Below are 12,430 nucleotides of genomic sequence, written 5' to 3' on the forward strand. Positions count from 1 at the left end.
TTCTTTAACCACCAGGTTATAAATCACCAAGGATGAACTGCGTGAAGCGTATCGTTTTGGGCGTCTCGGCCGGGATCGCCGCCTATAAGTCAGTGTTGTTGCTTCGCCTGCTGCGCGAGGCCGGACATCATGTGGACGTAATTCCCACCGAGAATGTGGCCAACTTCGTAGGCAACGCCACCTGGGAGGCCCTTTCCGGCAACCCGGTGACCTCCAAGGTCTTCGACGCCGTCGAATCGGTTAACCACGTGCGCCTAGGTCAGCAGGCAGATCTGGTGCTCGTCGTCCCGGCTACCGCGGACATCATGGCCAAGGCCGCGGCCGGGATCGCCGATGATCTGTTGACCGGCACGCTGCTTGCCGCCCGCGCCCCGGTGGTAATGGCCCCGGCCATGCATACCGAAATGTGGCAGCACCCGGCCACACGCGCAAATGTCGACACGCTGCGCGGCCGCGGGGTGACGGTTGTCGAACCGGCCAGCGGGCGCCTGACCGGCAAGGACACCGGCCCCGGAAGGCTTCCGGAGCCCGAAGAGATCTTCGCCGAGATCGCACCCTTGCTGAGCACCCCGATGCTTGCCGGACAGCGCGTCCTGATTACCGCCGGGGGCACGCGCGAGCCGCTGGACCCGGTGCGCTTCCTGGGCAACCGCTCCTCGGGCCGCCAAGGCGTGGCACTGGCGCAGGCCGCCCGTGACGCCGGCGCGCAGGTGACACTGCTCGCGACGCATCTTGAGGTCCCGGCCCCGCACGGGGTCCGCCTGGTCCACGCTTCCAGCGCACTGGAACTTCGTGCGGCCGTTTTTGCCGAAGCGCCGGGAAACGACGTGCTGATCATGAACGCGGCCGTCGCCGACTTCCGCCCGGCCTCCATCGAGAATTCGAAGATCAAGAAACGCGACGAGCACTCCGCCCCGGTGATCACCCTGGTGCGCAATCCGGACATCCTCGCCGAGGTGGTCCAGGCGCGTTCCGCGGACGCCACGCTGCCCGGGCTGATCGTTGGCTTCGCCGCCGAGACGGGCGATGAGCACGGCAGCGTGCTGGACTACGGCCGTTCCAAGCTCGAACGCAAGGGCTGCGAAATGCTGGTGGTCAACGAGGTCGGCGCGCAGCTGACCTTCGGGGAAGACACCAATAGCGTTCAGGTGCTTTTCGCCTCGAAGGCGCCCAGCGTGCAGGCTAAGGGAAGCAAGCTTGACGTGGCACGGGTCGTCATAGAGCAGATCGCCGACGCAATAATCGGACATTCACGCGTCACAAAGTGAGCCGCGCCATATAGCGCTTGGTCACGTAACGTCGCAACTAAAAGCAATCGGTCGGTCAGACCAGATAGAGTAAAAAGGTGACTTCAACTAGCCCCGAACTTCGTCTTTTCACCTCGGAATCCGTCACCGAGGGACACCCAGACAAGATTTGCGACCAGATCTCGGATGCAATCCTCGACGCCATGCTGGCGCAGGATCCGAACTCCAAGGTTGCTGTCGAAACGCTGACCACCACCGGACTGGTGCATGTGGCCGGCGAGGTAACCACCAACGGTTATGTCGAGATCCCCGAGATCGTGCGCAGCACCATCCTGGATATCGGATATGACTCCTCGGCCAACGGCTTCGACGGCGCCCGCTGCGGCGTGTCGGTCTCCATCGGCCAGCAGTCCCAGGAAATCCACGACGGCGTGTTCAACTCGCTGGAATCCCGTGAGGGAACCGCCGAAGGCCCGCGCGACCTGCAGGGCGCCGGCGACCAGGGCCTGATGTTCGGCTACGCCTCGGATGAAACCGACTCGCTGATGCCAACCCCGATCTTCCTCGCCCACCGCCTCTCCGAGCGGTTGACCCAGGTGCGCAAGAACGGACGCATGCCGTTGCTGCGCCCGGACGGCAAGACCCAGGTGACCATCGGCTACGACGGGGATACCCCGGTCTCGGTGGATACCGTAGTGGTTTCCAGCCAGCACGCCGCCGAGTACGAGCTGGAGACCCTGAAAGCCGATCTCGCCGAAGAGGTGGTTGCGCCGATTCTGGAGCGCGCCAATCTGGATACCTCGAATGTGAAAATCATTCTGAACCCTTCGGGCCCGTTCGTCATCGGCGGTCCGGTGGGCGACGCCGGGTTGACCGGCCGCAAGATCATCGTGGACACCTACGGCGGTTTCGCTCGCCACGGCGGCGGCGCGTTCTCCGGCAAGGACCCCTCGAAGGTCGACCGTTCGGCGGCCTACGCGATGCGCTGGGTAGCCAAGAACGTCGTCGCAGCGGGCCTGGCCCGCCGCGCCGAGGTGCAGGTGGCCTACGCGATTGGCGTGGCACGTCCGGTGGGGCTCTACGTGGAGACCTTCGGCAGCGAAACCGTTGACCCGGCCAAGATCACCCACGCCATCAACGAGATCTTCGACCTGCGCCCGCTGGGCATTATCGAAGACCTGGACCTGTTGCGTCCGATCTACCGCAAGACCGCCGCGCACGGCCACTTCGGCCGCGACGACAACGATTTCACTTGGGAGCGTCTGGACCGCGTGGACGCGTTGCGCAACTGGTTCAACGCCTAGGAACCATGTGCAGCAGGATGCCCTGATCTCAGCACCCGAGCCGGCCCGCATCAAACGGGTTGCTCGGGTGCTGATTGATTCTTCGGTCCCGCACCTGGACCGGCTCTTCGACTACGAGATCCCGCCCTCGATGGTCCAAGGCGCGATGGTGGGTGCGCGCGTCAAGGTGCCCTTCGGCCCGCAGCAGCTGCCCGGATTCATCACCGAAATCCTCGAAGACCATCCCTCGCCTATCAAGCTGAAGGCGCTGGCGAAACTGGTCAGCGACCAGGTCGTATTGCACCGTGCGGTCTTCGAGGTCGCCGAGCTGGTGGCCAACCGCTATGCCGGCACCGTGTGGGATGTGGTGCGCCTAGCGGTGCCGCCGCGCGCCGCGAAGGTGGAAAAAGAAGAGCTGCTCGACCAGTTGCCCACCCTGCCCGAATCACCGAATCAGCTGGAGCACTACGAGCAGGGCGCCCAAGCGCTGCAAGCCTGGGCCAACGGGGACACGCTGCGGGCGGTGGCCACCTGGGTGCCGAACTTCTTTGGCTCCTGGCCAGGATTCCTGCTTGATGCCTGCCGTCCGGTGCTGGCGCGCAAGGAACGGGTCCTGCTCTTGGTGCCCGACGCCAGCGACCTGGAACGCCTAGCCGAGCATCTGGACGAGCACTATGGCAAGGACTGCTATGCGCGTCTGCAGGCCGATGACGGGCCCACTCCGCGCTACCGGAATTTCTTGCGCGCCATCGGCGGCCACGTGCACATCGTGATCGGCACGCGTTCGGCTGCCCAATGCCATGTGCCGGATCTTGGGCTGATCGTGTTGTGGCAGGACTCGGACCAATCCCATCGCGAGCAACGCGCGCCCTACCAGCATGCGCGCGAGGTGGCGCTGCTGCGCAGCACGCATGGAAACTGCTCGTTGCTGATCGCGTCGCCGTCACGTTCGGTGGAGGCCCAACGCCTGGTCGCCACCGGCTGGGCCATCGAGTTGAAGATGCCGCGCGAGATTTTGCGCGCACACACCGCCCGCGTGGTGGCGACCACCAACGATTTTGAACTGGAACGAGATCCGGTGCTGGCCCGGGCCCGGATCCCGTCCCTTGCCTGGCGTGAGGCCACCAAGGCCCTGGAAAGCGGACCGGTGCTGGTCCAGGTGGCCCGCACCGGGTTCATGCCCGCCTTGGCCTGCCAGGACTGCCGCACGCTCGCGCGCTGCCCGCAATGCCAAGGTCCGCTGCAACTGGGCGGCTCCGGTCATCATGTGGCCTGCAAATGGTGCGGAGAGCAGTACCGCGAGTACCGGTGCGCAGAGTGCAATTCACCGCGCATCCGAGCCGCCAGCATCGGCGCCGACCGCACCGCCGACGAGTTGGGTCTCGCCTTCCCGAAGGTGCCGGTGATTTCATCCACCGGCGCGAAGCCGGTGCGCCGGCTGAGCGACAAGCCGGCGCTTGTCGTCGCCACACCGGGGGTCGAACCCTTCGTGGAAGCCGGATACCGTGCGGTGCTCCTCTTGGACGCCGACAAGATGATGGCCCATGACTCCTTGCGCAACACCGAAGAGGTACTCAGCCGCTGGTTCACCGCAGCCTCCCTGGCCAGGAGCTCCGGGGTCGTGGTGCTCACCGGGACGCCGAGCCCTGCCGGGGCCGCGCTGGTCCGGTACGACCCGGCGAGCTTTGCCGAGCGGGAGCTGGGGGAGCGGCGTGAACTTGGCCTGCCCCCAGCGGTGCGCAGCGCCGTGATCTCCGGCCCCGGGGCCGAACGGTTGATCGCCGCGCTGGACCCGGCAATGCGCGAACGGCTTCAGATCCATGGGCCGACCATTATCGACGGGCCACCGATCGAACACCGCTATGTGGTCTTCTACTCCTACGCCGAGGGCGCGGCAGTGACCTCGACGCTGCGCGCCCTGCGCGCGCGGATGTCCGCGGCCAAGGATCCGGTGGTCAATATCGCGGTGGATCCCGACGAGGTGCTCTGATCGACGCCTAGGCGTCGATCCGGGCCAGGAACTTGGTGATCGCCGCGGCGGTCTCGGGTGCTTTTTCGTAGTGGATCAGGTGCCCGACGTCTTCGAGCATCACCAGTTCGGCTTGGGTGAAGCTCGTCCGCAAGGCTTCCTGGGTTTGCGCAGTGCCCAGCTCATCGAGCATGCCGCCAACCAGCAACGCCGGGATGCCGATGGCCCGGGCGTACCCGCCCACCGTGCAGCTGATCGATGCCTGGTAGGACTGGGCCAGGGTGTCGCGCGAATGGAAGCCGCCGAAGTAGGCGCGGTGCTGCTCGCGCACGTACGCGCGCATCGCCGGATCCTTGCTTTTGGTCATGACCAGGCTCATCGCATCGGAGAAGAGCCTCGAGCGGAGCACCGCCTCGCCTAGGGGCGCAGGGAGTTTGGCGCACAGCGTGTAGTAGCAGCCGGTGAGCTTGGCGATGAAGGCTTGGGAGGATTCGAGGGCCAACTCGGAGATGGGATTGAGCAGCAGCAAGGCGGAAAAGTTGCGTTGCGTGGCGAGTTTGGCGGCGACCAGCGAGCCGAAGGAATGCCCGAGCAAGATGCTGTGCGCAGGCAGCCGAAGTTCGTCGGCCAGGTCGTTGAGCGCCAGGGCATAGCCGTCGACGTCGTGGGCCAGCTGCATCGAGGTGGATTCGCCGAACCCCGGCAGATCCGGCACGATGATCGTATATTGCGGCAGCTGCTCGATGATCCGGGTCAGTCCGTGATGATCCCCGCGGAATCCATGGATCGCAAAGATGACCCCGGCGCTGCTTGCGGTGCTGGCCGGATAGCTGAAGACCCTGGTTCTCGAGCCGTGCAGGGCGTGGGTGGTAACCAATTCGGTGCGTGGGCTCATAATTTCAAGCCTACCCGTCCAAGAGGGCCATGGCGGTGCCCTCGTCTATGACCAGTTCGGTGATCAGCCCGCCATTGAGTGCGCCGCGAACGGCGTTGATCTTGCCTCGGCCAGCTACCACGCAGAAGCGCCGTGGCACCTGGCGCAGCGCGGCGAGGGTGGGGCCGGTAGCGCGGGCATTGATCTCGATTTCCGCGTCATTTCCATGCTTGTCGAAGAACACGGTGGCGACGTCACCCACCACGCCCTTCTCTCGCAGTTGCTTTGTTTCGGCTTCGCTCAGGTAGCCGCCGCGGTACACCTGGGAGGCGAGTTTTGAGTCGGCCGCGCCGAGCGAGAAGACCGCCAGATTCATTTCCTCCTGAATATTCAGCACGCGTCGCACGGAAGTTTCCTGCCACATCGCCTCCCGCGTGCTGGCCTTGTCGAAGAAGGCCGGGACCGGGAACTGTTCGGTGCGCGCGGTGAAGGCCTGGCCGAAGCGGGTGAGGATTTCGCTTGCATAGCGCACCCCGCTGGACACCGGGTTGGCGGCCCCATTCAATTGGACGACCACCGAATCATGGGTGGGGTGGCTGTTCAACGCGGCGGAAACCGCTTGCATGGTTTGCCCCCAGGCCACACCAACGGTCATCGATGAGGAGACCATGGTGCCCAGCAGGTAGGCCGCGTGCGCCGAAACGCGTTGGAGGAGTTCGGTATCATCCATCGAACCGTCGGTAGGCACCAAATGCACGCTGATCCCGTATTGCTCGGTAAGCTGATTGCCGAGCAGCGCGGACATATTTGCGGAAGGGTTGATCTTCACCGACACCATGCCGGTGCGTTTGGCGTGGGCGAGCAGGCGGGAGACCGTGGAGCGCGAAACCCCGAGCTCACGGGCGATCACCTCCATTTTGATGTCCTGCAGGTAATACAGCTGGGCCGCACGCAGCGCATCCTTCGCCTTGGGGCTGGCTTGCACGGATGTGCCAGGATTTGGCAGTTTGTACGGACCGGAGCTGGGGGATATCTGCATCAATGGGACCATTTCTGCACGTTTGTGCATTTCGTTTGACCGTTTCGTTCCATGGTGACCAGACTAACTGTTGACACGTACCAATCGTCAATAAAGGGGCATGTAATCGTGAATCGGGACCAGCTAGAGCAACTACGTGCACGGCCAAAGGCGCGCGTGCTCGTTGTCGGCGGCGGCATTAATGGCGTAGCAACTTTCCGCTACCTGGCGATGCAGGGAATCGATGTGGCGCTCGTGGAACGCGGGGACTACTGCCAGGGCGCCTCGGGCGCCAGCTCGCATATGATCCACGGTGGCATCCGCTACCTGGAAAACGGAGAGTTCCGTCTGGTCCACGAATCGGTGCAGGAACGCAACTCCCTCCTGGAAATCGCACCGCACTATGTGAAACCGCTGCAGACCACGATCCCGATCTTCTCCACCTTCTCCGGCATGCTCAGCGCTCCGATGCGCTTCTTGAGCCACAAGTCGGGAAAGCCTACCGAACGAGGTGCGGCGCTCATCAAGGCCGGCCTGATCATGTATGACGTCTTCGCCGGCATCGGCGGACGCAATACCCCATGGCACAACTTCAAGGGAGCCAAGGCCGCCCGCAAGGATCTGCCCGCTTTGCGCGACGATGTGAAGTACACCGCCACCTACTTCGATGCCTCGGTGCACAACCCCGAGCGGCTCACCCTGGACGTCTTGCGCGACGGCCTGAAGGCCAGCGACCAAGCGCGCGCCTCGAACTACGTGGAGCTTGCCGGAGTTGAATCGGGAACCGCGAAATTGCGCGATGTGCTCACCGGCGCGGAATTCGATTTCGACGCCGAGGTCATCATCAATGCCACCGGCGCTTGGGTCGACCTGACCAACGCGGAGCTTGGCAAGGAAACCAAGTGGACCGGTGGCACCAAGGGCTCGCACATCGTGCTGGACCACCCGGAACTGCTTGCCGCCACCGGCGGGCGTGAGATCTTCTTCGAAAACGAAGACGGCCGCATCGTGCTGATCTACCCGATGCTCGGCCGCGTCCTGGTGGGCACCACCGACTTGGAACACGATATGCGTGATCCTGCGGTGTGCACCGAGGAGGAAGTGGACTACTTCTTCGACCTGATCCAGCAGGTCTTCCCGCGGATCGCCGTGGCTAAGGAAGATATCGTCTACAAATTCTCCGGCGTGCGTCCGCTGCCAAATCACGACGATACCGCTCCTGGCTTCGTCTCGCGCGATTACCAGGTGAAGGAAACCCGCCTGACCGATAGCACGACGATGCTCTCGCTGATCGGCGGCAAGTGGACCACCTTCCGCGCGCTGGCCGAGAACCTCGGGGGCAAGGCGCTGGATTTCCTGGGCGAAAGCGCGAAAGTCAGCACCGAAGGTGTGGCCATCGGCGGCGGCAAGAACTTCCCGAAGAACGACGGCGAGCTTGCCGCCTGGTATGCCGCCCGCGAGCAACGTGCACCGCATTCACGCCTGCGCGTGTTGCTTGAGCGCTACGGCACCGGGGCAGACAACGTGCTGGAGCAGCTCGGTCAGCACGAGCAGCTCCTGGAGCACAGCAGTGAACTGTCCGTGGAAGAACTTGCCTACCTGGTTGAGCATGAGCAGGTGGGCCGCCTGATTGACGTGTTCATCCGGCGCACCAACCTCGCCTTCCGCGGGTTAGTCACCAAAAATTTGGTCATCGAGGTCGCCTCGCACCTCGTGACACCAATGGGCTGGGATCAGTCCCAGACCGAAGCCGAGATCGACCATTCGCTCTCGGTACTTGCAGATAGCCATGGGGTCATCCTCGCGTAACCTGCACCGGCCGGCGGCAGGTTGCCGTCGGCCTACGAAATCACTAAGAGGTCAACGTTGTCCACTCACGTGTTTCTTGCCGAACTAGCCGGCACATTCATTCTCCTACTCATGGGCGGCGGTGTCTGCGCCAACGTCGCGTTGAAAGGCACCCTCGGTAGCGCCGCCGGATGGCTTGCCATCAGCTTCGGCTGGGGCCTAGGCGTCTACTGCGGTGTCTGGATCGCCGGTATTTCAGGTGCTCACCTGAACCCTGCGGTGACCCTGGGCTTGATGATCAACCCAGATATCACCGAATACGCACCGGGCGTCGCAATCACCTTCGCCAACACCATGCTCTACTTCCTGGCGCAGCTCGTTGGTGCCTTCCTTGGCGCCGTTGGCGTCTGGCTGGCCTACAAAAAGCACCTCGATGACAAGCAGAACGCCGGCAATCAGCTTGGCGTCTTCGCCACCGGTCCGGCGATCCGCTCCTATGGCTGGAACGTCGTCACCGAGGTATTCGGCACGTTTGTGCTCGTCTTCGTCATCGCCGGTCTGGGAAAGACCCCGCACCAGCTCGGCCCGCTAGCGGTCGCACTGCTCGTGGTGGCCATCGGCCTGTCCCTCGGTGGAGCTACCGGCTACGCCATCAACCCAACCCGAGACCTCGGTCCGCGACTGGCACACGCTATCCTTCCTATCAAGGGCAAGGGATCTTCCGACTGGGCCTACTCCTGGGTGCCCATCACCGGTCCGGTCATCGGTGGTCTACTCGGCGGCGTCGCTGCCGGCCTGCTGTTCTAGAAAGAGAGATGTGAATCATGAGTGAAAAATATGTCATCGCCATTGACCAGGGAACGACCAGTTCCCGAGCCATCGTCTTCGATCATGCAGGCGAGGTTGTCTCGGTAGGCCAGCTGGAGCACGAACAGATTTTCCCGGCCGCAGGTTGGGTTGAGCACGACGCAGCGGAAATCTGGAACAACACCCGCGAGGTCATCGGCCAGGCTCTGTCCAAGCAAAACCTGACCCGCCACGACATCGAAGTTGTCGGCATCACCAACCAGCGCGAAACCGCTGTGGTCTGGGACAAGAACACCGGCAAGCCGGTGTACAACGCGATTGTCTGGCAAGACACCCGCACCCAGGACATCGTCGACGAGTTGGCCAAGGATGGGGGAATCGACCGCTACAAGGACCGCGTCGGCTTGCCACTGGCCACGTATTTCTCCGGAACCAAGATCAAGTGGATCCTGGACAACGTCGAAGGCGTGCGGGAGCGTGCCGAAGCCGGCGACCTGCTCTTCGGCACCACCGATTCGTGGGTGCTGTGGAACCTGACCGGCGGCGTGGACGGCGGCGTGCACGTCACCGACGTGACTAACGCTTCGCGCACCCTGTTCATGGATCTGAAGACCCTGACCTGGGATGAGCAGATTTTGGCGGACTTCGGTGTGCCAGCTTCGATGTTGCCCGAGATTCGCTCCTCTTCCGAGGTTTATGGCACCGTGGCCGGCAATCAGCTGCTGCGCGAAGTACCCGTGGCCGGCATCCTGGGCGACCAGCAGGCAGCTACCTTCGGCCAGGCCGCCTTCGCCGCCGGTACCGCGAAGAACACCTACGGCACCGGTTGCTTCTTGATCTTCAACACCGGCACCGAGATCGTGCATTCCTCCAACGGCTTGCTCACCACCATGGCCTACAAGCTGGGCGATGCCGCACCGGTCTATGCTTTGGAAGGCTCGATTGCCGTGGCCGGATCGCTGGTGCAGTGGTTGCGTGACAACATCGGCATGATCGCCACGGCTCCGGAGATTGAAGAGCTGGCGGCCAAGGTGGAGGACAACGGCGGGGTCTTCATCGTCCCGGCGTTCTCCGGCCTGTTCGCCCCGTACTGGCGTGCCGAGGCTCGAGGCGCCATTGTGGGCCTGACCCGCTTCGCGAACAAGAACCATATTGCCCGCGCGGCGCTGGAGGCCACCGCCTTCCAGACCCGCGAGGTGCTTGATGCGGTCAACGCCGACGCCGAGGTGCCTCTGACCGAGCTGAAGGTTGACGGTGGCATGGTTGCCAACGAGAGCCTGATGCAGTTCCAGGCGGACATCTTAGGTGTCCCGGTGGTCCGTCCAAAGGTTACCGAAACCACCGCATTGGGCGCCGCATATGCCGCAGGCCTGGCCGTGGGCTTCTGGAAGGGCCTGGGCGAGCTGGAAACCAACTGGTCCGAGGACAAGCGTTGGGAACCGGCCATGGGTGAAGAAGAGCGCGAGCGCAGCCTGCGCCTTTGGAAGAAGGCAGTGACTCGCACCTTCGATTGGGTGGATGAGGACACGAAGGCCTAACTCGGCCTCGCCGCCCTCGACCTGGTCGATGGGCCGATAGCAGCGGACCCCGAATCAACTGATGATCGTTGATTCGGGGTCCGCTGTCGTTAACCCTCGGCGCCGGGACATCACTCCTCGTGCTCCGGTGGCTCCGGACCGGCTACATCGGGGTCGGGAGCATCACCGAGCTGCAGCGCATCCCAATAGGTGTTGCGCCGCGGTTTCTGCTCCGGGTCCAGATGCGCAGGCAGGATGACGTGCGGCAGGCCGTTGACGTCCACGATCTTAAGCTGCCCGAGATGGCGGCTATGGTGGCCATCGGGGCAGACCGCCGCCCCGGATTTAACACTTGTGGTGCCACCCTCGGCCCAGGGCAGCTTGTAGTGATCGATCTCCACGTGATCGGGAGCCGTGGTGCAGCCGGGCACGATGCAGCCGCGATCACGCGCCAGCACACCCGCCCGCACGTAGCCCTCGTGGTAGCGTCTGGATCTTCCCATGTCCAGGGGTTGGCTGTTGCCGCCGAGCACCACGGGGATCACGTTGGCTTTGGCAAGAGCCCGTCTGAGCTCGCCGGGCGGGAGCCGAACGCCGTTGGAAGTAGTCCCATAAGCGCGGTCCAGATTCTGCAGATCGCTGAGCCACATGTAGACAATGAATCGCGGGATGACCGCCTTGGCCTTGCCGCCTGCGGGGGTGGCGAGAATCGCCATGAGCGCGTTGAGCCGGCGAAGTGCGACGCTGACCTCCTCGCGGTAGGCGGCAACTTCTGCGTTGGCCGGGATGTTCTTCCCGGGCGTTGCTTCAGCATCGTCCGCTGGCAGCTCGGGTTTGGCTCCGGAGGGTTCTTCCGCTGCGCGGGCCCAGTCGGGCATGGGGTTTTCGGTGCGCAACCATGCCGGCGCTTCGGACGTTGCCTGCTCGGCGGTGCCGGACCGGTCGATAGATTCGGCGGATTCCGCCGCCCGGGCAGCCGTTGGCTCGGTGGCGGGCTGATCGGCTGCTTCGGTGCTGCCATCGGGCTGCACGGGGGTCCGGGCTGCCTGGCCGGCCTTAGTGCGCGGGGCGCTGGCCTGCACGGCGATCGAACGGATCAGCTGCGCCTGCGTGGCCAGGGTGCGAAGAGTGAATTCGTGCACGCCTTGGACCACCGGGCCGATGAACAACCCGAGCTTCGGCGGTAGCTTGTCGCCATTGAGCTGCTTGTAGAGACTGATCCGGGAACTGATGTCTTTGCGTGCTGCATCTGGCCCCAGGCTCCGCAACGACTCGGCGGCATGCTCCTCCAGGAAGCGCCCATCGGTATCGCGTGCCTTCAGCTCGGTGGGCACGCCGTCGAAGGTGGAATCCTTGGCTTCGAGCTTCTCCAGGCGACGTGCGGTGGCTGCGACGGTGCGGCGGTCGGCGCCGCCCTTGGCATAGACCTCGGCCAGGTGGGCGAAGCGCGGCTCGCAGATACCGCCCTGCGGCGTGCGCCGGCCGATGAGCAGGTGGGCATCGTCGATACGGCGTTGGGCCTCGAAGTAGTTCAGTCCGAGCCAGGCGGCAAGCAGATCGCCGGTGCTCTGATAGCAGGTGCGGCCGGCGGCTAGTTCGGGCTCTGCCTCGAAGCTGCAGGTGCCGTCGCGCAGCCCATCGTAGGTTTCCAGGCTGAGCGCGTGCGCGCCGCTGGCCTCTGCATCCAGTGCGGTGGTGAGCTGGGCGAGGTGGACCTGCTGGGAGAACTTCTCGACCAGATCCGCATGGGCCAGGACCAGGCGCGGGTCGCGGGTCTGGTGGACCAGCTGGCCGATGGCGGTGAACAAGGCCAGACAGAGGATCCCCAAGCGCACGAGCATGGCACCGGTGAGGTGCGCCCCGAGCTGAAGCGGGGCCCTGCACAGGGTGTGCAGCGCTGAGATGAGTGCTGGCGTGTTCATGCCTC

At 64.1% G+C, this 12,430-nt stretch carries 9 protein-coding genes; 6 read left to right on the top strand and 3 right to left on the bottom strand.

Features of this window, described 5'->3' with window-relative positions:
* Positions 1-32 precede the first annotated feature (32 nt).
* The 3 genes from coaBC (at position 33) to ACT3UQ_RS01850 (ending at position 4,520) form a co-directional block, all read left to right on the top strand.
* Complete coding sequence (coaBC, locus tag ACT3UQ_RS01840; RefSeq protein ID WP_444636411.1) at positions 33-1,268, top strand: bifunctional phosphopantothenoylcysteine decarboxylase/phosphopantothenate--cysteine ligase CoaBC; 1,236 nt, start codon at positions 33-35, stop codon at positions 1,266-1,268.
* A gap of 77 nt (positions 1,269-1,345) precedes the next feature.
* Positions 1,346-2,551, top strand: a complete 1,206-nt coding sequence (gene metK / locus ACT3UQ_RS01845; protein ID WP_105552147.1) for a methionine adenosyltransferase — start codon at positions 1,346-1,348, stop codon at positions 2,549-2,551.
* A 7-nt stretch (positions 2,552-2,558) separates the two neighbouring features.
* Positions 2,559-4,520 carry a primosomal protein PriA gene (locus ACT3UQ_RS01850; protein ID WP_105552146.1) on the top strand — a complete coding sequence of 654 codons (1,962 nt, stop codon included), beginning with the start codon at positions 2,559-2,561 and terminating at the stop codon, positions 4,518-4,520.
* Positions 4,521-4,527: 7 nt separating this feature from the next.
* On the opposite strand, the gene ACT3UQ_RS01855 is transcribed toward ACT3UQ_RS01850, so the two are convergent.
* The gene (locus tag ACT3UQ_RS01855) at positions 4,528-5,394 is read right to left on the bottom strand and encodes an alpha/beta fold hydrolase (RefSeq protein ID WP_105552145.1); all 867 of its coding nucleotides are present in this window, start codon (positions 5,392-5,394) and stop codon (positions 4,528-4,530) included.
* A 10-nt stretch (positions 5,395-5,404) separates the two neighbouring features.
* Positions 5,405-6,358, bottom strand: coding sequence for a sugar-binding transcriptional regulator (locus tag ACT3UQ_RS01860; RefSeq protein WP_444636412.1), 954 nt, complete (start codon positions 6,356-6,358; stop codon positions 5,405-5,407).
* A 162-nt stretch (positions 6,359-6,520) separates the two neighbouring features.
* Between ACT3UQ_RS01860 and ACT3UQ_RS01865 the strand changes: the two genes are divergently transcribed.
* From ACT3UQ_RS01865 to glpK, 3 genes are read left to right on the top strand one after another with little or no spacing between them, the layout of a single operon-like run.
* A complete protein-coding gene (locus tag ACT3UQ_RS01865) occupies positions 6,521-8,200 on the top strand; it encodes a glycerol-3-phosphate dehydrogenase/oxidase (RefSeq protein WP_258133445.1) in 1,680 nt (559 codons plus the stop codon).
* Positions 8,201-8,257: 57 nt separating this feature from the next.
* The gene (locus ACT3UQ_RS01870; RefSeq protein ID WP_105552143.1) at positions 8,258-8,986 is read left to right on the top strand and encodes an MIP/aquaporin family protein; all 729 of its coding nucleotides are present in this window, start codon (positions 8,258-8,260) and stop codon (positions 8,984-8,986) included.
* 17 nt (positions 8,987-9,003) lie between these two features.
* The gene (glpK, locus tag ACT3UQ_RS01875) at positions 9,004-10,524 is read left to right on the top strand and encodes a glycerol kinase GlpK (RefSeq protein ID WP_444636413.1); all 1,521 of its coding nucleotides are present in this window, start codon (positions 9,004-9,006) and stop codon (positions 10,522-10,524) included.
* 110 nt (positions 10,525-10,634) lie between these two features.
* Here the strand turns inward: glpK and ACT3UQ_RS01880 are convergent, their stop codons facing one another.
* Positions 10,635-12,425, bottom strand: a complete 1,791-nt coding sequence (locus tag ACT3UQ_RS01880; protein ID WP_444636414.1) for an HNH endonuclease signature motif containing protein — start codon at positions 12,423-12,425, stop codon at positions 10,635-10,637.
* Between the last annotated feature and the right edge of the window lie 5 nt (positions 12,426-12,430).

The organism is Glutamicibacter sp. AOP12-B1-11, from assembly GCF_052379245.1.
Lineage (GTDB): Bacteria > Actinomycetota > Actinomycetes > Actinomycetales > Micrococcaceae > Glutamicibacter.

Bases quoted from the DNA above. Each gene is read 5' to 3' on its own strand.
- ACT3UQ_RS01855 (WP_105552145.1), bottom strand. From the start codon at position 5,394: ATGAGCCCACGCACCGAATTGGTTACCACCCACGCCCTGCACGGCTCG.
- coaBC (WP_444636411.1), top strand. From the start codon at position 33: ATGAACTGCGTGAAGCGTATCGTTTTGGGCGTCTCGGCCGGGATCGCC.
- glpK (WP_444636413.1), top strand. From the start codon at position 9,004: ATGAGTGAAAAATATGTCATCGCCATTGACCAGGGAACGACCAGTTCC.
- ACT3UQ_RS01880 (WP_444636414.1), bottom strand. From the start codon at position 12,425: ATGAACACGCCAGCACTCATCTCAGCGCTGCACACCCTGTGCAGGGCC.